The 22,632-nt window shown below is 46.8% G+C and carries 21 protein-coding genes; 4 read left to right on the forward strand and 17 right to left on the reverse strand.

Going from position 1 to position 22,632, the window contains the following annotated elements:
* Positions 1 to 9: 9 nt before the first annotated feature.
* Both ilvD and ilvA read left to right on the forward strand, forming a co-directional pair.
* A complete protein-coding gene (gene ilvD / locus KJB05_RS18270; protein ID WP_020195188.1) occupies positions 10 to 1,851 on the forward strand; it encodes a dihydroxy-acid dehydratase in 1,842 nt (613 codons plus the stop codon).
* Between the two features lie 4 nt (positions 1,852 to 1,855).
* Entirely contained in the window at positions 1,856 to 3,403 is a 1,548-nt protein-coding gene (ilvA, locus tag KJB05_RS18275) for a threonine ammonia-lyase, biosynthetic (protein WP_208444977.1), read from the forward strand.
* A gap of 48 nt (positions 3,404 to 3,451) precedes the next feature.
* Here the strand turns inward: ilvA and KJB05_RS18280 are convergent, their stop codons facing one another.
* On the reverse strand, positions 3,452 to 5,131 hold the full coding sequence (locus KJB05_RS18280) for a sensor domain-containing diguanylate cyclase (RefSeq protein ID WP_009708027.1): 1,680 nt from the start codon (positions 5,129 to 5,131) through the stop codon (positions 3,452 to 3,454).
* A gap of 88 nt (positions 5,132 to 5,219) precedes the next feature.
* Positions 5,220 to 6,125: a DNA-binding transcriptional activator PunR gene (gene punR, locus KJB05_RS18285; RefSeq protein ID WP_009708028.1), complete on the reverse strand. Its 906-nt coding sequence runs from the start codon at positions 6,123 to 6,125 to the stop codon at positions 5,220 to 5,222.
* 153 nt (positions 6,126 to 6,278) lie between these two features.
* Here punR and punC point away from each other — a divergent pair, with 153 nt between their 5' ends.
* On the forward strand, positions 6,279 to 7,484 hold the full coding sequence (gene punC / locus KJB05_RS18290) for a purine nucleoside transporter PunC (protein WP_061010809.1): 1,206 nt from the start codon (positions 6,279 to 6,281) through the stop codon (positions 7,482 to 7,484).
* 88 nt (positions 7,485 to 7,572) lie between these two features.
* Here the strand turns inward: punC and KJB05_RS18295 are convergent, their stop codons facing one another.
* On the reverse strand, positions 7,573 to 8,349 hold the full coding sequence (locus tag KJB05_RS18295) for a transporter substrate-binding domain-containing protein (protein ID WP_180826009.1): 777 nt from the start codon (positions 8,347 to 8,349) through the stop codon (positions 7,573 to 7,575).
* A gap of 122 nt (positions 8,350 to 8,471) precedes the next feature.
* Here KJB05_RS18295 and KJB05_RS18300 point away from each other — a divergent pair, with 122 nt between their 5' ends.
* A complete protein-coding gene (locus tag KJB05_RS18300; RefSeq protein WP_054824638.1) occupies positions 8,472 to 9,212 on the forward strand; it encodes an amino acid ABC transporter permease in 741 nt (246 codons plus the stop codon).
* 87 nt (positions 9,213 to 9,299) lie between these two features.
* Here KJB05_RS18300 and glmU read toward each other — a convergent pair whose 3' ends face one another.
* From glmU to mnmG, 14 genes are all read right to left on the reverse strand, one after another.
* Entirely contained in the window at positions 9,300 to 10,661 is a 1,362-nt protein-coding gene (glmU, locus tag KJB05_RS18305; protein WP_208444978.1) for a bifunctional UDP-N-acetylglucosamine diphosphorylase/glucosamine-1-phosphate N-acetyltransferase GlmU, read from the reverse strand.
* A 148-nt stretch (positions 10,662 to 10,809) separates the two neighbouring features.
* Positions 10,810 to 11,232 (reverse strand): F0F1 ATP synthase subunit epsilon, encoded by a 423-nt coding sequence (locus tag KJB05_RS18310; protein WP_005429758.1) that lies wholly within the window; start codon positions 11,230 to 11,232, stop codon positions 10,810 to 10,812.
* A gap of 18 nt (positions 11,233 to 11,250) precedes the next feature.
* Positions 11,251 to 12,654, reverse strand: a complete 1,404-nt coding sequence (gene atpD, locus KJB05_RS18315) for a F0F1 ATP synthase subunit beta (RefSeq protein WP_061010816.1) — start codon at positions 12,652 to 12,654, stop codon at positions 11,251 to 11,253.
* Positions 12,655 to 12,689: 35 nt separating this feature from the next.
* A complete protein-coding gene (gene atpG / locus KJB05_RS18320) occupies positions 12,690 to 13,556 on the reverse strand; it encodes a F0F1 ATP synthase subunit gamma (RefSeq protein ID WP_005440806.1) in 867 nt (288 codons plus the stop codon).
* 44 nt (positions 13,557 to 13,600) lie between these two features.
* The gene (atpA, locus tag KJB05_RS18325; protein WP_009708033.1) at positions 13,601 to 15,142 is read right to left on the reverse strand and encodes a F0F1 ATP synthase subunit alpha; all 1,542 of its coding nucleotides are present in this window, start codon (positions 15,140 to 15,142) and stop codon (positions 13,601 to 13,603) included.
* A gap of 13 nt (positions 15,143 to 15,155) precedes the next feature.
* A complete protein-coding gene (gene atpH / locus KJB05_RS18330; protein ID WP_005440809.1) occupies positions 15,156 to 15,689 on the reverse strand; it encodes a F0F1 ATP synthase subunit delta in 534 nt (177 codons plus the stop codon).
* 14 nt (positions 15,690 to 15,703) lie between these two features.
* Positions 15,704 to 16,174: a F0F1 ATP synthase subunit B gene (gene atpF, locus KJB05_RS18335; RefSeq protein ID WP_005451032.1), complete on the reverse strand. Its 471-nt coding sequence runs from the start codon at positions 16,172 to 16,174 to the stop codon at positions 15,704 to 15,706.
* A gap of 56 nt (positions 16,175 to 16,230) precedes the next feature.
* Entirely contained in the window at positions 16,231 to 16,488 is a 258-nt protein-coding gene (gene atpE / locus KJB05_RS18340; RefSeq protein WP_005372317.1) for a F0F1 ATP synthase subunit C, read from the reverse strand.
* Between the two features lie 55 nt (positions 16,489 to 16,543).
* Positions 16,544 to 17,356 carry a F0F1 ATP synthase subunit A gene (gene atpB, locus KJB05_RS18345; protein WP_020195196.1) on the reverse strand — a complete coding sequence of 271 codons (813 nt, stop codon included), beginning with the start codon at positions 17,354 to 17,356 and terminating at the stop codon, positions 16,544 to 16,546.
* Positions 17,357 to 17,364: 8 nt separating this feature from the next.
* Complete coding sequence (locus KJB05_RS18350; protein ID WP_005440813.1) at positions 17,365 to 17,754, reverse strand: F0F1 ATP synthase subunit I; 390 nt, start codon at positions 17,752 to 17,754, stop codon at positions 17,365 to 17,367.
* A 189-nt stretch (positions 17,755 to 17,943) separates the two neighbouring features.
* Positions 17,944 to 18,825, reverse strand: a complete 882-nt coding sequence (locus KJB05_RS18355) for a ParB/RepB/Spo0J family partition protein (RefSeq protein WP_039840092.1) — start codon at positions 18,823 to 18,825, stop codon at positions 17,944 to 17,946.
* A 25-nt stretch (positions 18,826 to 18,850) separates the two neighbouring features.
* The gene (locus KJB05_RS18360) at positions 18,851 to 19,624 is read right to left on the reverse strand and encodes a ParA family protein (protein ID WP_005440815.1); all 774 of its coding nucleotides are present in this window, start codon (positions 19,622 to 19,624) and stop codon (positions 18,851 to 18,853) included.
* Between the two features lie 10 nt (positions 19,625 to 19,634).
* Entirely contained in the window at positions 19,635 to 20,270 is a 636-nt protein-coding gene (gene rsmG, locus KJB05_RS18365) for a 16S rRNA (guanine(527)-N(7))-methyltransferase RsmG (protein WP_005440819.1), read from the reverse strand.
* Positions 20,270 to 22,165 (reverse strand): tRNA uridine-5-carboxymethylaminomethyl(34) synthesis enzyme MnmG, encoded by a 1,896-nt coding sequence (gene mnmG / locus KJB05_RS18370; protein WP_208444979.1) that lies wholly within the window; start codon positions 22,163 to 22,165, stop codon positions 20,270 to 20,272. Before mnmG ends, rsmG begins: the two co-directional genes overlap by 1 nt.
* Positions 22,166 to 22,632 lie beyond the last annotated feature (467 nt).

Raw genomic sequence — 22,632 nt, forward strand, 5'->3', positions numbered from 1 at the left:
GATTAGGAAATGCCAAAATATAGATCAGCAACCACAACACATGGTCGTAACATGGCGGGTGCACGAGCACTATGGCGTGCAACGGGTGTGAAAGAAGAAGACTTCGGTAAACCAATCATCGCCGTCGTAAACTCGTTTACTCAATTTGTTCCGGGTCACGTACACCTAAAAGACATGGGTCAGCTTGTAGCACGTGAAATCGAAAAAGCCGGCGGCATCGCAAAAGAATTCAACACCATCGCGGTTGATGATGGTATCGCAATGGGTCACGGCGGCATGCTGTACTCACTGCCTTCACGCGAACTGATCGCAGACTCAGTAGAATACATGGTCAACGCGCACTGTGCCGATGCCATGGTATGTATCTCTAACTGTGACAAAATCACTCCGGGAATGTTGATGGCATCTATGCGTCTTAACATCCCTGTTATCTTTGTTTCTGGTGGTCCAATGGAAGCGGGTAAAACCAAGCTTTCTGATCAGATCATCAAGCTAGACCTTGTTGATGCAATGATCCAAGGCGCAGATCCAAAAGTATCTGATGAGCAAAGTGAGCAGATCGAACGTAGCGCATGTCCAACGTGTGGATCGTGTTCAGGCATGTTCACTGCAAACTCAATGAACTGTCTAACGGAAGCACTGGGCCTTTCTCAGCCGGGTAACGGTTCTATGCTGGCAACGCACGCTGACCGTGAACAACTGTTCCTTAATGCAGGTCGTCGTATCGTTGAACTGACTCGTCGTTACTACGAGCAAGATGACGAATCAGCACTGCCTCGCAACATCGCTACGTTTGATGCGTTCGAAAACGCGATGGCACTGGATATTGCAATGGGTGGCTCGACCAACACTATTTTGCACCTATTGGCGGCAGCGCAAGAAGGCGAAGTGGATTTCGATATGGAAGATATCGATCGCCTGTCTCGCCAAGTACCACACTTGTGTAAAGTGGCACCATCTACCCAGAAATATCACATGGAAGACGTGCACCGCGCTGGTGGCGTAATGGCGATTCTTGGTGAGCTTGACCGTGCAGGTCTACTGCACAACGATGCTCGCACCGTGCTTGGCCTTTCGATGAAAGAGCAACTGGCAAAATACGACATCATCCAAACTGAAGACGAAGACGTACTTAAGTTCTACCGCGCAGGTCCTGCGGGTATTCGTACCACTCAAGCGTTCTCACAAGATTGCCGCTGGGATCGCCTTGATGACGACCGTGCAGAAGGTTGTATTCGCACCAAAGAAAATGCCTTTAGCCAAGAAGGTGGCCTTGCCGTTCTATCAGGCAACATCGCACTGGATGGTTGTATCGTTAAGACAGCTGGTGTTGATGAGAGTATTCATAAGTTCACTGGCCCAGCCGTAGTATTTGAAAGCCAAGAAGACGCCGTAGAAGGCATCTTGGGTGGCAAAGTAAAAGCTGGCGACGTGGTAATTATCCGCTACGAAGGTCCTAAAGGTGGTCCGGGCATGCAAGAAATGCTGTACCCAACCACTTACCTAAAATCGATGGGCCTTGGCAAAGAGTGTGCACTTCTGACTGACGGCCGTTTCTCTGGTGGTACATCAGGTCTATCTATCGGCCACGCTTCTCCTGAAGCGGCAAACGGCGGTGCAATTGGCTTGGTGAAGCAAGGCGACATTATTGCGATTGATATTCCAAACCGTTCAATTTCACTTCAAGTATCTGAACAAGAACTTGCTGAGCGCCGTGCGAAACAAGACGAGTTAGGCTGGAAACCGGTAGACCGCCAACGTGAAGTTTCATTTGCACTCAAAGCTTACGCAAGTATGGCGACCAGTGCTGACAAAGGTGCAGTACGAGACAAATCTAAGCTCGAGGGCTAGCTTTATGAGTCAACCCTTTCTCTTAAAACAGGAAAACCAATCTGGTGCAGATTATCTGCGCCAGATCTTGCGTGCTCCTGTATATGAAGTCGCGACTGTCACACCTTTGCAAGAGATGCCTCGCCTTGCTGCTCGTATTGGCAACAATGTGCAAATCAAACGTGAAGACCGCCAACCCGTGCACTCGTTCAAATTGCGCGGTGCATACAACATGGTGGCAAGCCTGTCTGAAGAGCAAAAAGCCGCAGGTGTCATCGCAGCATCTGCAGGTAACCACGCTCAAGGCATGGCGCTTTCTGGTTCTAAGCTAGGCATCAAGACCACTATCGTGATGCCAAAAACCACACCTGACATCAAAGTTGATGCGGTACGTGGCTTTGGTGGCAATGTGGTGTTGCACGGCAGTAACTTTGATGAGGCAAAAGCCGAGGCAGAGCGTCTATCCGAGTTAAACGGGTACACCTTTGTCCCTCCCTTCGATCATCCACTGGTGATTGCAGGTCAAGGCACCATCGGCATGGAAATGCTGCAGCAAAATGGTCACCTTGATTACATCTTCGTCCCTGTCGGTGGCGGCGGTTTGGCTGCTGGCGTAGCGGTGCTTGTGAAGCAGCTCATGCCAGAAATCAAAGTGATTGCAGTTGAACCTGAAGACTCTTCATGCCTCAAAGCGGCTTTAGATGCTGGTGAGCCAGTGGTACTAGACCAAGTCAGCATGTTTGCCGATGGCGTCGCTGTAAAACGCATTGGCGAAGAGACTTTCCGTCTGTGCCAAAAGTACATTGATGGCCATATTGCCGTCTCTAGCGATGAAATCTGCGCAGCAGTAAAAGACATCTTTGAAGACACTCGCGCCATTGCTGAGCCTTCCGGTGCACTTGCTCTAGCGGGCTTAAAGAAGTTTGCTGAGCAAAACAAACTCGAAGGCAAAAATCTAGGCACCGTACTGTCAGGCGCCAACACCAACTTCCATGGTTTGCGTTATGTTTCTGAACGCTGCGAGCTTGGTGAGAAACGTGAAGGTTTGCTTGCCGTCACCATTCCTGAGCGTCAAGGTGCATTCTTTGAGTTCTGTAACCTCATTGGCGGCCGCGCTGTAACGGAGTTTAACTACCGCTACAACGATGACGCATTGGCAAATATCTTTGTCGGTGTTCGTTTGCAAGGCGGTCAGGAAGAGCTAGAAAACATCATTCATGATTTACGTGATGGTGGCTACCCTGTGGTTGACCTGTCTGATGACGAAATGGCGAAACTGCACGTGCGCTACATGATTGGTGGTAAGCCGTCTAAGCCGCTTAAAGAGCGCCTCTACAGCTTTGAATTCCCAGAATATCCGGGAGCGCTACTTAAGTTCTTAAGCACACTCGGTACTCATTGGAATATCAGCTTGTTCAACTACCGTAACCACGGCGCTGACTACGGACGCGTTTTATGTGGTTTCGAGTTAGATGAAAGCGACTTAGCTCAGTTTTCTGCGCATTTGCGCGAACTTGGCTATCAATGCAAAGACGAAACAGACAACCCGTCTTACAAGTTCTTCTTGTCGTAACCAGTATCACGCAATAAAAAATCCCTCGTTTGACGAGGGATTTTTTTATCAACTTTGAATCAACGCAATCTCTGCTGTTTCCGGCTCTGGTGCTTTGAACTCGCTGTATTGCTGATAGTTGACGACACGGTCTCGACCTTGGTCTTTCGCTAGGTACAGCGCCTTATCCGCCATCTTCACCAGCCCCTCAATATCCGAAGCCGGTTCTGGATACGTTGCAACACCAATCGACACACTTAACTGCCCTAACGACAAACCTTTGTGCTCAAGATGCAGCGCTCGGATCTGATCAACTATATTTTGCGCATAATCGGTCGCAGACGCCATATCGCAATGCGGTAGAATCACGGCTAGCTCTTCCCCACCGAGACGACACGCCGTTTCATCTTCTGACACAGTTCGCTTCAGCAATGCACTGATCTCTTTGAGCACGTAATCACCGGCATCATGGCCGAAGTTGTCGTTAAATCGCTTGAAGTGGTCGAGATCGAGCATCAATAGAGACATATCTTCTGTACTGGTTGCCGAGTTGTTCACATGTTCAGTCAGCTTCTGCTCGAAGAAGCGACGATTGTACAAACCTGTCAACGGATCGCTCAGTGCTTGCGAGCGCAGTTTTTCTTGCAGGCTCAGGTTAGCCAATGCCAAACCAAGGTGCTCCGCCACACTGTAAGCAAGCTGCATGGTCATCTCGTCAACCTTGATATCACCTTGGCCAAAGTACAAATGCATAATGCCAATAGTGTTCCCATGCGCTGTCAGAGGAATGCACAACGTTTGGTTATTCTCAACCGATGCCATGTGCTCACACGTGAGGTTATGGAAAGATTCAATCGATAAGTGGCTGCGACCTTTGCGCAATGACCAGCATTCATCCGGAGCGAAAGAACGACTGCCCGGCCAACTCTCTCCCCAATCAAGTTGAGTAACTAACTGGTTGCGCGAAGAACGCATCAGGGAAATACTGCCATTCACCTTACCAAGAATACGCGGCACGATATCTTCCACCACCATTTGCGCTTCGACCAGGTTGTTACAAGCAGCCAGCATATTCGCTAGGCGATGCATCAACTCAATTTCTAGAGTGCGTTGACGAATACGCTCGTCCTGCTTTTTCTGCTCTTCAGAGACTTTATGGATAATTTGGCGGTGACTGAAGATCGAGGTCGCAATAAGAAAACCAATACTCAACACAACCATCACACCTAGGATTGCCATTAACTCCGAAGTCATGGTTTTAAGGTGATGCATAGGTACGGACAACACGACCACAAATTCCTGAGCATCAAATTCAATCTTGCGTGAAACGTAGAATAGGTCAACCGACAGCACTTCACTAAAGCGCACATCGTAGCCAGAACCGCTTTCCCAAGCCTGAATAAACTCCGGACGATCGCCGTGACTCTCCAAGCCAATCAGAGCACGATCAGAAAGTGCTGTATCGCCTACCACCGTGCCTTGCTGATCTATCACTTGAATACGAGCGTCCGCATCCGCTTGAGTGAGATCGCCGATGTAGTCGTCGATATCCGACTCACTCGCAAAGTGAGGGTTGTCTTCCTTGATTTCATAAATAACGTCAGTGAGCAACGACTCGGTAGTGCGCTGAACTGAATCATGCACAGAACGCTCAAGCGTCATATAAAAACCGTAAAGCCCCACCAACATAAACACAGACAATGCAATGATCGGTAAGATTTGCCATTTTCGATCCACTAGCTTTGACATAATCCTTCATCCTAAATTTACCGAACTTTGTTTTGATTGTTAATAAATTGACCATGTTGTCAACAGGTGTTTAAAGCAATTTCCATTTTTATGAATGTTGTAGCCAATCTCGATGCAGTTGACTTGACGAGCCAAGATAATCCACCATCCATTGAATCAACTTGTGATTATCGTCTTTACGCCATACCAAGCAGCATTGGCTCAATGGCTTATCATCCTGCAGAACTTTTTCCACCAGCACGCCTTCATGAATAAGCGGCATCGCAATATGGCGTGGCATGTACCCCACTCCGACCCCATTTTTTAGACATTCAATTGCGCTGTACCAGTTAGGCAGCAATAAGCGTCGCTGTTTGGGGTAGTGCCCTGTGTGACGTTTTGGCAACACGTTAGAAGTATCATCGAGACAGATCGCCGGAAATTGACTGACAAACTCTTCAGTTAGGGTTTGTTGGCGAACACAAGGATGCGCAGGAGACATTACAAATGCCCAGTCCAACATCCCCATGTCTTTGACCTCAAAATCACCACCTACCGGGATGGCAGACGTGGCTCCAACAACAATATCAGCACGCCCTTGAGCAATCGCCTCCCAAGAGCCGTTAAACACTTCCATATTGATTTGCAGCTCTGCAAATTCAAATTCTCGATAGAAATCCTCTACCAGAGGCTTGAGCTTATCGAGCTTAACCACGTTATCCAGTGTGAGCTTGAGTGTTGATTGCCAACCATGTGCCGCACGGCGAGTTTGTGCTTTCACTTCTGCCATTTGCCTGAGCAACAAGCGCGCCTCTTCGATAAACAACTCACCTGCAGGCGTCAATTCCACCTTTCTCGGTAATCGACGAAACAAAACCACATCTAACTCTTGCTCAACTTGGCGCACGCCATAGCTAATTGCAGAAGGCACTTTATGCAGCACCTCTGCTGCCGCAGTAAAACTACCCAAACGAGCAACGGTATCGAGCATTTCCAGTGAAGACTTGGAGAACATGATTTCGACCTTTCAAAAAATTTGATTGATAACCAACAATTTTAGCGTTTTATTTTCTCAAAATCGAAAAATAGAATGGCGAGGTAAATAAATCAGGGTTGGCGCCAACTGATACTGAACAAAAAATGATTAAATAATTTGATTGGTTGAATCATGAAAATATCAAAACTACAGCTTGTTTATCTAGCAGCCCTATCTATGCTCGGCTTTATCGCCACCGATATGTACTTACCTGCCTTCAAAGCGATGGAAATCGACTTTGCTACAGGTCCAGAACAAATCGCACTTTCTCTGACCGTCTTTCTTGTTGGTATGGCTTTTGGTCAGTTGATGTGGGGTCTGGCTTCAGACAAATTTGGTCATCGTAATACCCTAGCCGCAGGTTTAGCGCTGTTTACTGTTGCTTCATTCGGTCTCGCATTCAGTGAGCAAGTGTGGCAGCTCTTAGCACTGCGCTTTGTACAGGCTATCGGTGTATGTGCACCAGCCGTTATTTGGCAAGCGATGGTAATCAAACGCCACTCTAGCCAGAGCCAACAAATCTTTGCCACTATCATGCCGCTTGTAGCACTGTCTCCAGCACTAGCCCCTCAGCTAGGTGTGTTGTTGGCAAACAACTTCGGTTGGCACAGCATTTTTGTTGCATTGACGCTGATGGGCGTACTGCTTGTCGTTGCGACAATGGCGCAAAAAGATGAAAAAGTAGAAGTAAAACAAACCAGCATCTCTTCAGACATCAAATCACTACTAGGTTCTAAAACTTACCTAGGTAACGTGTTTATGTTTGCAACAGCGTCTGCGGCTTTCTTTGCTTACCTAACCGGTATGCCAGAAATCATGTCTCAACTCGGCTATGAAGCAAAAGACATCGGTTTGAGCTTTATCCCACAAACTATTGCTTTCATGGTTGGTGGCTACTTAGGTAAGGTTGGCGTTCGTAAATATGGTGACGAAAAGATTCTGCGTCAGTTGATTGGCCTGTTTAGTGTTGCTGCACTGCTTATCTTCGCTGCGTCACAATGGCAACTGACCTCTATCTGGCCAATCCTAGCGCCATTCTGTTTGATTGCGGTGGCTAACGGTGCACTTTACCCAATCGTAGTAAACCGCGCATTAGCAAGTGCTCAACAGAGTCCTGCGACGGCAGCAGGCCTACAAAACAGCCTGCAAATTACCGTGAGCAGCCTATCAAGTGCACTGGTTGCAGCAATGGCGAGCCAAGCTCAAATGGTGACCGGTGTTGCGATTGTGATTTGTATGGGTGGTCTGTGGATGGGTTACATTCTATCTAACCGTGAATTGTCTCAGCACTTCACGACACCTGACAATGCTCGAGTGGTGAGTGAAGACGAGCTTTAAAAAACCAGTAAGCTCAGTCTACAAAACAATAAACAAAGAGCCGCGCTATGCGGCTCTTTGTTTTTTTAGGATAGCGATGAATAAGAGCTTACATACTCTTCAAACCCCATTTTTCAGCGGTTTGCTTAAAGAAGCCTTGAGTCTTCTTAAGCTCAACCCAGTGGTTGATGTAGTTAATCCATACTTGATCATCTTGCGGCAAGAGCATCGCAATTGGAGTTGGTTTACGCGGCTCTTTAACTGGAACAATCGCCAACTGTTTAAACTTCTCCACCAGCGTAGCCGCTTCTACGTTTGATGTAACCGATACGTCGGCACGGCGAGCTAGCAATTCTTGGAAGTCACGGGCTGGCGCTTCAATCACAATATGCTGCGCAGATGGAAAGAAGTCTTTGACCAACTTCTCTTGAACCGTTCCTAACGTCGCTGCTACTTTCACATCTGGCTTATCGAAGTCTGCCCAATCAGAGAATTTCGCTAGGTCTTTCTTTTGCACCACAGGCACAAACGCAAGATAGAAATACGGTTGGCTATAACCTGCTACTTTTGCCCGTGACATGTTCAATGATGCGCTACCAGTAATATCGTATTTGTTGGCCGTAATACCGTTAACCAGTGTTTTCCAATCGGTCGCAACGAATTCCACCTTAACGCCCAGATCTTTAGCAAGCTCAGTGGTGACATCGATATCAAAACCACGATAACTATTGGTCGCAGGATCTTTCATCGTCATCGGGTTCCAATCCCCTGTTGTCCCGACACGCAACACACCTTTGTCCAAGATCTCTTGTAGACGACTTTCTGCATGAGCGACTTGAGTCATCGCAAGCAGACACATTCCCAACGCAAGCAACGTTTTTTTCATTTTCTATTCCCTTAAAAGAATGACGGTAGGAGATATTCCCTTTAATTATTAACCATTAGTACGGCTTCATTGATAACATAGCAGCAACAAAGGAAGTTTTTTAGTCAGTTCAGGGAGTAAATGTGAACTATCGACATCTATGCCTCGTTTCATTGCTTTTTCTCACCGGCTGTTCCGACTACCAATGGGGCTGGTATGTTCTTGATCCATCGACTGAGCAAGGGCTAACAAACATCAAGTTTCTGATCGCTGGTTTTAATGACACAATCCAAGTGTCACTGCTCAGCATGCTATTTGCGATGACAATTGGATTGATCATCGCTTTACCCGCGCTTTCTGACTCTCCAATTCTCAAATGGATCAACCGAGTTTACGTGGAAGTGATTCGCTCCATTCCTGTCTTGGTATTGTTGTTGTGGGTGTATTACGGAATGCCGACACTACTCGATGTATCCCTGAACCACTTTTGGGCAGGTGTGATTGCGCTAACCATTGCAGAGAGTGCCTTCATGGCGGAAGTCTTTAGAGGGGGAATCCAAGCCATCAGTCGTGGACAACACGAAGCAGCGGAGTCACTCGGATTGAACTACTGGCAAAAAATGCGCTTAGTGATTCTTCCCCAAGCATTTCGCCAAATCTTACCGCCGCTGGGGAATCAATTCGTTTATATCCTAAAGATGAGTTCGTTGGTCAGCGTGATAGGTTTAAGTGACTTAACGAGACGAGCGAATGAGTTGGTCGTGAATGAGTACTTACCATTAGAGATCTATACGTTTCTCGTCTTAGAATATTTGGTGCTGATTCTTTTGGTCTCTCAAGCGGTGCGCTGGCTAGAGAAGCGCATAGCGATCCCTAGTCACTAAACTCTCTCTTTCACAGCACCAGATACAACAAAGCCGCTCATCAAGAGCGGCTTTGGTTTTTATTCTTTTTATGTAAGCGAATTAAGCTTACTTCTTCTTAACTGGACGCTGCCAACCGGTAATTTTGCGCTCTTTCGCACGAGAGATCACAAGCTCACCTTCAGCGACATCTTTGGTTAACGTAGTACCAGCACCAATGGTTGCACCATCCGCAACTGTCACTGGCGCGATAAGTTGGCTGTCAGAACCAACGAAGACGTCGTTACCAATGATGGTCTTAAACTTGTTCGCACCGTCGTAGTTACAAGTGATGGTACCAGCACCGATGTTAGTACGTTGACCGATTTCTGCATCACCTAGGTAAGTTAGGTGGTTCGCTTTAGAACCTTCACCGATACGCGCGTTTTTCACTTCAACGAAGTTACCCACGTGAGAATCGTTACGCATCTCTGCGCCAGGACGTAGGCGTGTGAATGGACCAACCGTACATTCTTCACCAACTGTTGCGCCTTCAATTACGCTGTATGGGCGAACGATGGTGTTGTCGTCGATTTCACAATCTTTGAGAACACATCCAGTACCGATCACGACGTTATCACCGAGTGATACCGTTCCTTCGATGATTACGTTCGCATCGATTTCACAATCCATACCGCATTGCAGTTCACCACGTAGGTCGAAACGCGCTGGGTCGCGCAGCATTACGCCTTGCTCTAGTAATTTCTGTGCTTGCATTGATTGGAATGCACGCTCAAGACGAGCCAATTGCGCACGGTCGTTAACACCTTCCACTTCAATCGCGTTTACTGGGTGCACCGCCTCAACCGCGCGACCTTCATCGTGCGCAGCCGCGATAACATCTGTTAAGTAGTATTCGCCTTGTGCGTTTTCGTTGTTTAGACCAGCAAGCCAGCGTTTCAGATCACCACCTGTCGCCACCAGCACACCAGTATTACATTCTTTGATGAGCTTCTGCTCTTCTGTCGCATCTTTTTGCTCAACGATCGCCACTACTGGACCGTTTTTACGAATGATACGACCGTAGCCCATTGGGTTATCTAGCATCACTGTTAACAATGCAATGCCGCCCGTTGGCTGTGCATCTAATAGGTTTTCAATCGTTTCAGTTGAAATCAGTGGAACATCACCGTAAAGCACCAGTACTTTTTCGTCGTCTTCAAACTTTGGAGAGGCTTGATCAACTGCATGACCTGTACCTAGTTGCTCCGCTTGCAGAACCCAGTTAACCGGCTCTTCTGCTAGCGTTTGCTGCATTTGATCACCACCGTGACCATATACTAGGTGGATGTTTTGCGCGCCAAGACCTGTACATGTATCGATAACATGTTTTGCCATTGGCTTCCCTGCCAAAGTGTGTAGCACTTTAGGCATGTTCGAATACATACGGGTACCTTTACCCGCAGCAAGAATCACAGCACTGAATTTCATTGATAACCTATTGACGTTTTATATTAAATGGCCGTTATTTTAAACAGCTTGAAAGGAATAGTTAATGGTGGGATGTAAATTTCCAACTAAAATTAATCAAAAAGGCGACCAAATGGCCGCCTTTTTCATGCAACGTTGCTAATTGAGCTTAGCGACGCTTTTTGGTCAGCTCGATAACTCGTAGCTGAGCAATGGCTTTAGCCAGTTCACTGGCCGCTTGTGCGAAGTCCATATCACCGTGCTGATTCTGGATTTGCTCCTCAGCGCGGCGCTTGGCTTCTTCTGCCTTCGCTGCGTCTAGATCTTCACCACGAATCGCTGTATCAGCCAGTACTGTAGCAGTACCAGGCTGAACTTCGACCATACCACCAGAGACATAAATGAACTCTTCGTGGCCGTGCTGTTTCACAATACGCACCATACCAGGCTTAATAGCGGACAGCAGCGGAGTGTGGCCGTGGAAAATACCCAGCTCACCTTCGCTACCGGTCACCTGAAACGTTTCAACGCGACCAGAGAAAATACGTTTCTCAGCGCTTACTACGTCTAGGTGAAAGGTTATTGGTGCCATATCGCCTCCTAGTTAGCCTTATAGCTTCTTCGCATTCTCGATAGCATCGTCGATAGTACCGCAGTACATGAACGCTTGCTCTGGAATGTCATCGTATTCACCAGCTAGTAGACCTTTAAAGCCACGTAGTGTCTCTTTAAGAGGTACGTAAACGCCTGGGTCACCTGTAAATACTTCCGCTACGTGGTAAGGCTGAGTTAGGAAACGCTCAATCTTACGTGCACGAGATACAACTTGCTTATCTTCTTCAGATAGCTCGTCCATACCTAGAATCGCGATGATATCTTTCAGCTCTTTGTAGCGCTGAAGTGTCTGCTGAACGCCACGAGCTGTGTCGTAGTGATCTTGACCAACTACTAGTGGGTCTAGCTGACGAGAAGTCGAATCTAGTGGGTCGATCGCTGGGTATAGACCCATAGCTGCGATGTTACGGTTAAGTACAACCGTTGCATCCAAGTGCGCGAACGTTGTTGCTGGAGACGGGTCAGTCAAGTCATCCGCAGGTACGTATACCGCCTGTACAGACGTGATAGAACCTTGACGAGTTGACGTGATACGCTCCTGAAGTACACCCATCTCTTCTGCAAGAGTTGGCTGGTAACCTACCGCTGAAGGCATACGACCTAGAAGTGCTGATACCTCAGTACCTGCAAGCGTGTAACGGTAGATGTTATCAACGAACAGAAGTACGTCACGACCTTCGTCACGGAAACGTTCTGCCATTGTTAGACCAGTCAGTGCAACACGTAGACGGTTGCCTGGTGGCTCGTTCATCTGACCGTAAACCATCGCTACTTTAGATTCTTCAGGATTCTCAACGTTTACAACGCCCGCTTCCTGCATCTCGAAGTAGAAGTCGTTACCTTCACGAGTACGTTCACCAACACCAGCAAATACTGATAGACCTGAGTGCTGAAGTGCGATGTTGTTGATAAGTTCCATCATGTTAACGGTCTTACCTACACCTGCACCACCGAATAGACCGATTTTACCACCCTTAGCGAATGGACAAACCAAGTCGATTACTTTAACACCAGTTTCTAGAAGTGCTGTTTCGTTTGATTGCTCTTCGTAGCTTGGTGCTTCACGGTGAATAGAGTAAACCTCTTCTGCACCGATCTCACCACGCTCATCAATCGCGTCACCTAGGACGTTCATGATACGACCTAGAGTTTTAGTACCTACTGGTACTGAAATTGGAGCGCCAGTGTTAACCACTTCAACGCCACGACGTAAACCATCAGAGCTACCCATTACGATACAACGAACTACGCCACCGCCTAGCTGTTGTTGAACCTCAAGAACTAGACGCTCTTTAGATTCTGTAACGTTTAGAGCGTCATATACACTTGGTACTTCGCTCTGTGGGAACTCTACGTCGACTACCGCACCGATGATCTGTACGATCTTACCTGTAGCCATCGTTAATCCTCTAAACTATTTCGTTTTACCTAAGCTTAAACCGCAGATGCACCACCAACGATTTCCGATAGTTCTTGTGTGATCGCAGCCTGACGGGCTTTGTTGTACACAAGTTCTAGATCTTCAATCAAGTTGGTTGCGTTATCCGTTGCAGCCTTCATCGCAATCATTCGAGCCGCTTGCTCACAAGCAAGGTTCTCAACCACACCTTGGTATACCTGAGACTCTACGTAACGCACTAGAAGTGTGTCTAATAGAGGTTTTGGCTCAGGCTCATAGATGTAGTCCCATGAGTGCTCACGCTGCATCTCTTCGCTGTCCGATTTAGGCAAAGGTAGCAATTGATCGATCGTTGGTTGCTGAATCATAGTGTTCACAAACTTGTTGAACACCACATATAGACGATCCAGTTCACCTTCATCGTATTTCTTAAGCATTACGCCAACAGAACCGATTAGGTCTTCTAGGCTTGGGCTATCACCCAGACCAGAAACCTGTGCCGCAACTTTTGCGCCACCATGTTTAAAGAAAGCTGTTGCTTTTGAACCAATTACAGCCAGTTCAACTTCAGCACCTTTCTCTTTCCATGATTGCATGTCTGTAACGGCTTTTTTGAACACGTTAATGTTCAAACCACCACACAGACCACGGTCTGTCGAAACGATGATGTAACCAACACGTTTAGCTTCACGCTCTTCTAGGTACGGATGACGGTACTCTAGATTTGCATTAGCCACATGACCGATCACTTTACGCATTGTTTCAGCGTATGGACGAGAAGCTTCCATTGCGTCTTGAGAACGACGCATTTTTGAAGCTGCTACCATTTCCATCGCTTTCGTAATTTTCTGAGTGCTTTTAACACTACCGATTTTATTACGTATCTCTTTTGCGCCGGCCATCGTTACTCTCCGTTAGTTGGTGGCAGAAACTGCCACCGACCTAATTACCAAGTTTGGGTTGCTACGAAGTCGTCAGTCAGTTTCTTCAACTGAGCTTCAACTTCATCGTTGTATGCACCCGTCTTGTCGATCTCAGCTGCGAATTCAGCGTATTGACCGCGAGCGTACGATAGTAGAGACGCTTCGAAATCTAGCAGTTTGCTTAGTTCAACATCTGCTAAATAGCCGCGCTCTGCCGCGAAGATTACTAGTGCTTGGTCAAATACAGACATTGGAGCGTACTGCTTCTGCTTCATTAGTTCTGTAACTTTTTGACCATGGTCTAGCTGTTTCTTCGTCGCTTCATCAAGGTCAGACGAGAACTGTGCGAATGCCGCTAGTTCACGGTACTGAGCTAGTGCAGTACGGATACCGCCAGATAGCTTCTTGATGATTTTCGTCTGAGCTGAACCACCTACACGAGATACTGAGATACCTGGGTCAACCGCTGGACGTACGCCCGCGTTGAATAGCTCAGTTTGTAGGAAGATCTGACCATCGGTAATCGAGATTACGTTAGTCGGTACGAATGCTGAAACGTCACCTGCTTGAGTTTCGATGATAGGAAGAGCAGTTAGAGAACCAGTCTTACCTTTCACTTCACCGTTAGTGAAACGCTCTACGTACTCTTCGTTTACACGAGCTGCACGCTCTAGTAGACGCGAGTGTAGGTAGAATACGTCACCTGGGAATGCCTCACGGCCTGGTGGACGTTTTAGTAGTAGAGAGATCTGACGGTAAGCTACCGCTTGCTTAGATAGATCATCGTAAACAATCAGTGCGTCTTCACCGCGATCGCGGAAGTACTCACCCATCGCACAACCTGCGTATGGCGCTAGGTATTGTAGCGCTGCAGATTCAGAAGCAGATGCAACAACAACGATAGTGTTAGCTAGCGCGCCGTGCTCTTCTAGTTTGCGAACTACGTTAGCGATAGTCGATGCTTTCTGACCGATTGCTACGTAGATTGAGAAAATACCAGAGTCTTTCTGGTTGATAATCGCGTCGATCGCCATTGCTGTTTTACCAGTCTGACGGTCACCGATTACAAGCTCACGCTGACCACGACCGATTGGGATCATTGAGTCAACTGATTTGTAGCCAGTTTGTACAGGTTGGTCTACCGATTTACGGTCGATTACACCTGGTGCGATTACTTCTACAGGCGAAGTCAATTTAGCTTCGATTGGACCTTTACCATCGATAGGCTCACCTAGTGTGTTCACTACGCGACCTAGAAGTTCTGGACCAACTGGCACTTCAAGAATGCGGCCAGTACCTGTAACTTTCATGCCTTCCTTAAGGTCAGCATATGGGCCCATTACTACCGCACCAACCGAGTCACGCTCAAGGTTAAGTGCTAGTGCATAACGGCCACCCGGTAATTCAATCATTTCACCTTGCATCACGTCCGCTAGGCCGTGGATGCGGATGATACCATCGCTTACCGATACGATAGTACCCTCGTTGCGAGCTTCACTAACAACGTCGAAAGATTCGATACGCTGTTTGATTAGATCGCTAATTTCCGTGGAATTAAGTTGCATGCTCCAATCCCCATTAAGACTGCAATGCATCGCTCAGGCGGTTCAAACGACCTCGCGCTGAGTCATCGATGACTAGGTCTCCGGCTCGAATAATAACCCCACCAAGTAGGGTCTCATCTACGCTGCAATTCAGCTTCACTTTGCGTTCAAGACGCACTTCAAGTTTGCTGCCAATGTTTGCTAGCTGTTCATCAGAAAGTTCGCTTGCTGAAATGACTTCAACATCGATTTCTTTCTCATGTTCTTTCTTCAATAAGAAGAATTGCTCACAAACATCTGGAAGGGCCGTTAGACGACCATTCTCAGCCATAACCTTAATCAGGTTTTGACCGTGTGCATCAACTTGTTCACCACAAACTGCAACAAAAATCTCCGCCAATTTGTCAGCAGAGACAGAACCCGTTAGAAGTTCATTCATTTGTTCGTTTTTGGCAACTTCAGTAGCGAAAGACAACATTTGGCCCCATTGGTCCAATTGGTCTTTGTCTACAGCAAAGTCAAAAGCTGCTTTAGCATAGGGGCGTGCGATTGTAGTCATATCAGACATATGCGCCCCCAGACTTAAAGTTTTGCAGTAATGTTGTCGAGAATATCTTTCTGAGCGTCTTTATCGATAGTACGCTCAAGGATTTTCTCGGCACCAGCTACAGCCAGAGTAGCAACTTGTTTGCGCAGCTCATCGCGTGCACGATTACGTTCAGCTTCAAGTTCTGCTTCCGCTTGCGCTAGGATTTTCTGGCGTTCTGCCTGAGCTTCCTCGCGAGCTTCATCAATAATTTGAGACTTACGCTTGTTCGCTTGGTCGATGATCTCAGTTGCTGTGCGCTTCGCTTCTTTCATCTGATCAGAAGCGTTGGCTTGTGCTAGATCCAAGTCTTTTGCAGCACGTTCTGCTGCTTGAAGACCGTCAGCAATTTTCTTCTGACGTTCTTCGATCGCTTGCATCAACGGTGGCCATACATACTTCATGCAGAACCACACAAATAGTGCGAACGAGATTGCTTGACCTAGCAGAGTTGCGTTTATATTCACAACAGCTACTCCCTTTTAAGAATCAACTACAAAAATACAATTAACAGAGTTGTTAATTAGCCTGCTAGTTGACCCACAAATGGGTTTGCGAAAGTGAATAGTAGCGCGATTACGATACCGATCATTGGAACCGCATCAAGTAGACCTGCGATGATGAACATCTTAACTTGTAGCATAGGAGCCATTTCTGGTTGACGTGCTGCACCTTCTAGGAATTTACCACCTAGTAGTGCGAAACCAATCGCTGTACCAAGAGAAGCAAGACCGACGATAATACCTACGGCGATTGCAGAAAAGCTCAGTAAAGTTTCCATTACTATCTCCAATTTATAGTTGTTGGCTTAGTGCCCAAATAAAAAGCTTAAAAAATTAATGATCAGCGTCTTCGTGTGCCATTGACAGGTAAACAATTGTCAACATCATGAATACGAAGGCTTGAATCGTAATAACCAAGATATGGAAGATTGCCCACGGTAGTGAACCCATCCATTGTAAGTACCATGGTAGCATTGCCGCACAAAGAATGAATACAACCTCACCCGCGAACATGTTACCGAATAGACGCATACCAAGAGAAAGAGGCTTCGCTAGTAGCGATACCACTTCGATCAGTAGGTTAAACGGAATCATTAGTGGGTGATTGAATGGATGTAGTGCAAGTTCTTTTGCGAATCCACCTAGACCTTTCACTTTGATGCTGTAGTAAATCATCAATGCGAAAACGCCTAGAGCCATAGCCATGGTGATATTCACATCAGCAGACGGTACAACCTTAAGATAAGGGATACCTAGCCAATGCTCTGCTGGGTACGGTAAGAAGTCGATCGGGACTAAGTCCATCACGTTCATCAAGAATACCCAACAAAAGATAGTCAGTGCTAAAGGCGCGATCAGTGGGTTGCGTCCATGGAACGTGTCTTTGACGTTTTCCGCGACAAATTCAACGATCATTTCTACAGCACACTGAAGCTTACCCGGTACACCCGCTGTTGTTCCCTTCGCTACTTTGTAAAAAATTCCGAGGAAGATTAAACCAGTAAACCAAGAAAAAAACAGGCTATCGATATGTACGTTCCAGAAACTTGCTTCATCCGCTACCAAGCCTAACTTAGCTAAAGAAAGGTTTGATAAGTGGTGGGCAATGTAACCGGACGATGTTAGCGCTTCACCTGGCGCAGCCATAACTCATCCTATTTTTTGTTGTTAATGAATAGCACTGGTGCACAGATATTAATACCTAGTACCAGCAAATAGGTTAGTTTGAGGGGAACAAGTTCCACCTGCATATACATGTAGGCTACGTAGAACAACACAACCGTGATAAGGATTTTCAGTACTTCACCTGTGTAGAAAGACGCCGCGATGCGTTTGGCAGCACGAGCCCCACTAAACATAAAAGCACATAGCGCAAAGACAGCATTGGCAACAACAAAGATGCCTCCACCAACCAGCGCTGAAATTCCCCATTCAGGATTCACGGCTATCGCCATTCCTGCAGCCACAAAAATAACCGCGCCAGACTGGATCATTAACAATTGCTTTGCGAGCTCTCGTCCTGGTCTAGCTAACGCAGCTACCATGTATTCGTACCTCTAGTAATATCCACTTTGCACTAAACTCTCTGTGCAGGGAAATTGGCGAAAATTATACGGTGCGAACAATTGAATGCAATTATATTGCATCAAAAACTTACAGTTTTGTTTACAATCCGACAACTTTCACACAAAATTCGATTATTTTAATTAATTGACCTAAATCAATTATCTCATTTAGGCCTCTAGCTTGGCAATCAGTTGATCCAATTTGTGAGGCTCATCAAGACTTATCGTCACTTTCGCTTTGCCGTTTGCAGAACGGACCAAAGAGACCTTAGCATCAAGCAGTTGACTCAATTTATGCGACATTTGCTCCGCTTCGGTATCTTCTTGTTGAGCTTTTTGCTCATTTTGTGGGGCTAAGCACTTTTTTACTAACTGTTCGGTTTGGCGAACGGTCATTTGCTTCTTAGCCACTTGTTGAGCCACTTCAACCTGCAGCTCGCCTTCCAAGGCTAACAGAGCTCGAGCATGACCCATTTCTAATTTTTTGTCTGCAACCAGACCTTTTACATCAATTTCTAACTGATTTAGACGTAATAGGTTACTTACTGTGGTTCTTGATTTGCCAATCACATCGGCCACTTGCTGATGCGTTAGGGTAAATTCATCCTGTAGACGCTCAAGCGCTTGAGCTTCTTCAATCACATTCAAATCTTCACGTTGAATGTTCTCGATAAGCGCCATCGCAATTGCAGCGCGGTCTTCGACCTTTTTCACCAAACAAGGTACTCGTTTTAAACCTGCTTGCTTTGCTGCGCGCCAACGGCGTTCACCAGCGATGATTTCAAACTGGCCACTTGCCACTTGGCGAACCACGATCGGCTGAATGATGCCTTGCGATTGAATTGAAGCTGCGAGCTCTTCTAGCGCTTCTGGCGCCATATCTTTACGCGGTTGGTAAACACCAGGCTGCAATTGGCCAATCGCCAAATCAGTCAGTTCACCGTCTGCCGACAATGCTTGGCTGTGCGATGCAATGTGCTGTTTTTCACGAGCCAACGAACTGGTCGACAACAACGCATCCAGTCCTTTTCCTAGACCACGCTTAGACATAGGAGGAATTCCTTAGGTTAGAGAGTTAAACTGGGATTTCTTCGCGGCGGAGCATTTCGCCCGCTAGAGCAAGATACGCTTTGGCGCCTGCGGAGTACTTGTCATAGTACATTGCAGGTTTACCGTGGCTCGGCGCTTCGGCCAAACGCACATTACGTGGGATCACAGTACGGTAAACTTTACTACCAAAGTGTTTTTTAAGTTGATCGGATACTTCATTAGACAGGCGGTTACGTGGATCGTACATGGTACGCAGTAAACCTTCGATTTTGAGGTTTTCATTGACCACGGCCGCTAACTTGCTGATTGTATCCATAAGAGCAGTTAAACCTTCTAACGCAAAGTATTCACATTGCATCGGCACCAGCACAGAGTCGGCTGCGGCCATAGCATTGATTGTAAGAAGGTTTAGAGAAGGAGGACAATCAATAAAGATGAAATCATAGTTATCGCGAACTGACGCAAGGGCGTTTTTCAGACGCACCTCGCGCGCGAATACTTCCATCAGTTTGATTTCTGCAGCAGTGACGTCGCCGTTCGCTGCAATCAGATCGTATTTCCCTGTGGTTTCAGTACAAACCACTTGATCAAACGGGGTATCTTCAACCAGAAGATCATACGCCGTCGCGTCAACCATGTACTTGTCGACGCCACTGGCCATCGTAGCATTGCCTTGAGGGTCGAGATCGATCACCAAAACCTTGCGCTTTGTTGCCGCCATCGAAGCTGCTAAGTTAATGCACGTTGTTGTTTTGCCGACCCCACCTTTCTGGTTGGCGATTGCTACAATTTTACCCACGATTACCTCGCTAATTTTCCTTGCGCGATAAGATTACTAGATGACGATCACCTTCCAACTCAGGAACAGCTAAAGATATGATCTCCGTCACACTACACCATTCAGGAAGCAGATCTATTTCATCTTTAGGGTGAAGACCTTTCAAAGCCAAGAACACCCCAGAATCTTGTTTAGGCAGATGATGACACCATTCCACCATGTCCGTCATTGAAGCAAAAGCTCGACTCAAAACGCCATCAAATTTTTCTTCTGGCTGGAATTCTTCGACGCGACTTTGAATTGCCGTCACATTTTTCAGCCCTAACGTGTGCACAACTTGCTTGATAAAGCGGATGCGTTTGCCAAGGCTATCGAGCAAGAAGAAGGTCTTCTCTGGATTCATGATTGCCAATGGAATACCTGGCAAACCAGGTCCTGTGCCAACATCGATAAAACGCTCACCTGGTAAGTGAGTGCTAACGACGATGCTATCAAGGATATGTTTCACTAGCATCTCAAGTGGGTCACGAACCGACGTCAGGTTGTATGCTTTGTTCCACTTGTCGAGCAGTTCGACGTAACCGACTAACTGCTCGCGTTGTTTTTCAGACACTTCCAAATCAGTTTGGGCGATCAGAGCATCCAATCTTGTGCGTAAAGCGCTCATTACTCTTCCTCACCTTTTTTCAGCAAGCCGTGCTTCTTCAGGTGAACAAGCAGAATCGAAATCGCAGCCGGCGTGATACCAGAAATACGTGATGCAATACCAATGCTTTCTGGTTTCGCTTCTGTCAACTTAGCGACTACTTCGTTGGATAGACCTTTCACGTCTTTGTAATCCAAGTCCGCTGGTAGCTTAGTGTGCTCATGGCGCAGTGATTTTTCGATCTCTTCTTGCTGACGCTTGATGTAACCATCGTACTTGACTTGAATCTCAACTTGCTCTGATGCTTGTTGATCTTCTAGTGCAGGAGCAAAAGCATCCAGTTGCGTCAATTGTGAGTATGAGATCTCTGGACGACGCAGAAGATCTTCACCGCTTGCTTCACGTGCCATTGGTGTTTTCAATAGCTTGTTCAGCTCATCAATACCCGCAGAGTTCGGGTTCATCCACGTCGATTTCAGACGTTGACGCTCGGTTTCCATGTTATCGATTTTTTCGTTGAAACGTGCCCAACGAGCATCATTAATCAAACCAAGTTCACGCGCTTTTTCCGTCAAACGTAGATCGGCGTTATCTTCACGAAGCAACAGACGGTATTCCGCACGAGATGTGAACATGCGGTACGGTTCTTTGGTACCCATGGTCGACAAGTCGTCAATCAATACACCCATGTAAGCTTGGTCACGGCGTGGGCTCCAGCCTTCTTTGCCTTGACTGTGCAAACTTGCGTTCAAGCCAGCCATCAAACCTTGTGCAGCTGCTTCTTCGTAGCCAGTCGTACCGTTGATTTGACCCGCAAAGAACAGACCGCTGATGAACTTGGTCTCGTAAGTTTGCTTCAAATCACGTGGGTCGAAGAAATCGTACTCAATCGCGTAACCTGGGCGAACGATGTGTGCGTTTTCAAAACCTTTCATTGAACGAACGATTTGTACTTGCACGTCAAACGGCAAGCTGGTGGAAATACCATTCGGGTATAACTCGTGCGTGGTTAGGCCTTCTGGCTCAATGAAGATTTGGTGACTGTTTTTATCCGCAAAACGCATCACTTTGTCTTCGATAGACGGGCAGTAGCGCGGACCAATACCTTCGATCACGCCAGCGTACATTGGGCTGCGATCAAGGTTATTGCGGATCACATCATGAGTTTGCTCATTGGTGTGAGTAATAAAACATGGGATTTGACGCGGCTGATGCTCACGTTTACCCATGAATGAGAATACTGGTGTTGGGTTGTCACCGTGCTGTGCTTCTAACACAGAGAAATCGACACTGCGCGCATCGATACGCGGTGGTGTACCCGTTTTCAGACGATCCACACGGAATGGGAGTTCACGTAATCGATCCGCCAATGCGATCGATGGTGGATCCCCAGCGCGACCACCAGAAGAGCTTTCCATACCAATATGGATCTTACCGCCAAGGAAAGTACCTACGGTTAAAACCACAGCTTTTGCGTGGAATTTCAGACCCATTTGAGTCACAACGCCAACCACACGATCTTGGTCCACAATCAGATCATCAACCGATTGTTGGAACAGAGTTAGGTTTGGTGCGTTTTCTAGCGCGTTGCGTACGTACGCCTTGTACAATGCACGGTCAGCCTGCGCGCGAGTTGCACGAACTGCTGGACCTTTAGAGGCATTTAGCGTTCGGAATTGAATACCCGCATGGTCAATGGCTTCTGCCATCAGACCGCCCATAGCATCCACTTCTTTTACTAAGTGACCTTTACCGATACCACCAATCGCCGGATTACATGACATCTGGCCTAATGTATCGATGTTATGGGTAAGAAGGAGTGTTTTTTGTCCTGTGCGTGCAGATGCGAGCGCGGCTTCCGTTCCTGCGTGTCCGCCACCGACAACAATGACGTCAAAGTTTTCGTGATAAAGCATGAACTGACCTCAGGTATTCAAAGGATTTAATGGACAGATAAAAAAGAGCGGTATTTTACCTTTTTTCTCTGTGAGAGAGAATCGTTTTCTCGCTTTTCAAATTTTAGTCCCTAAGACTATATATAAGATCTATATATATGATCTTTTATTGGATCTATTATTAGGATCGACCGTTTCTGTGGATAACTAGAAAATGATCAACAAGATCATGGATCTTCTTTGGATCATATCTTGTGATCATGACTTGATCAGATCGAGGATTTCCTGAGATCAAAATGCGGGGTTATGCACAGGGGGTAAAACGGATCAAAGTTGTTCTTGGGATAACTAAAGGAAAGTCACCGGATCTTACCTTACTTATCCACAGCGAGTTTGGGTGTTTTTTGAGCGGTTGAACAAAAAGTTTTGTAGGAAGTTATTCACAAAGGGGAGAAACAGAGCCGCGATGCGACTCTGTAAGAGAGGAA

It is taken from the genome of Vibrio sp. B1ASS3 (assembly GCF_905175355.1).
Classification (GTDB): domain Bacteria; phylum Pseudomonadota; class Gammaproteobacteria; order Enterobacterales; family Vibrionaceae; genus Vibrio; species Vibrio owensii.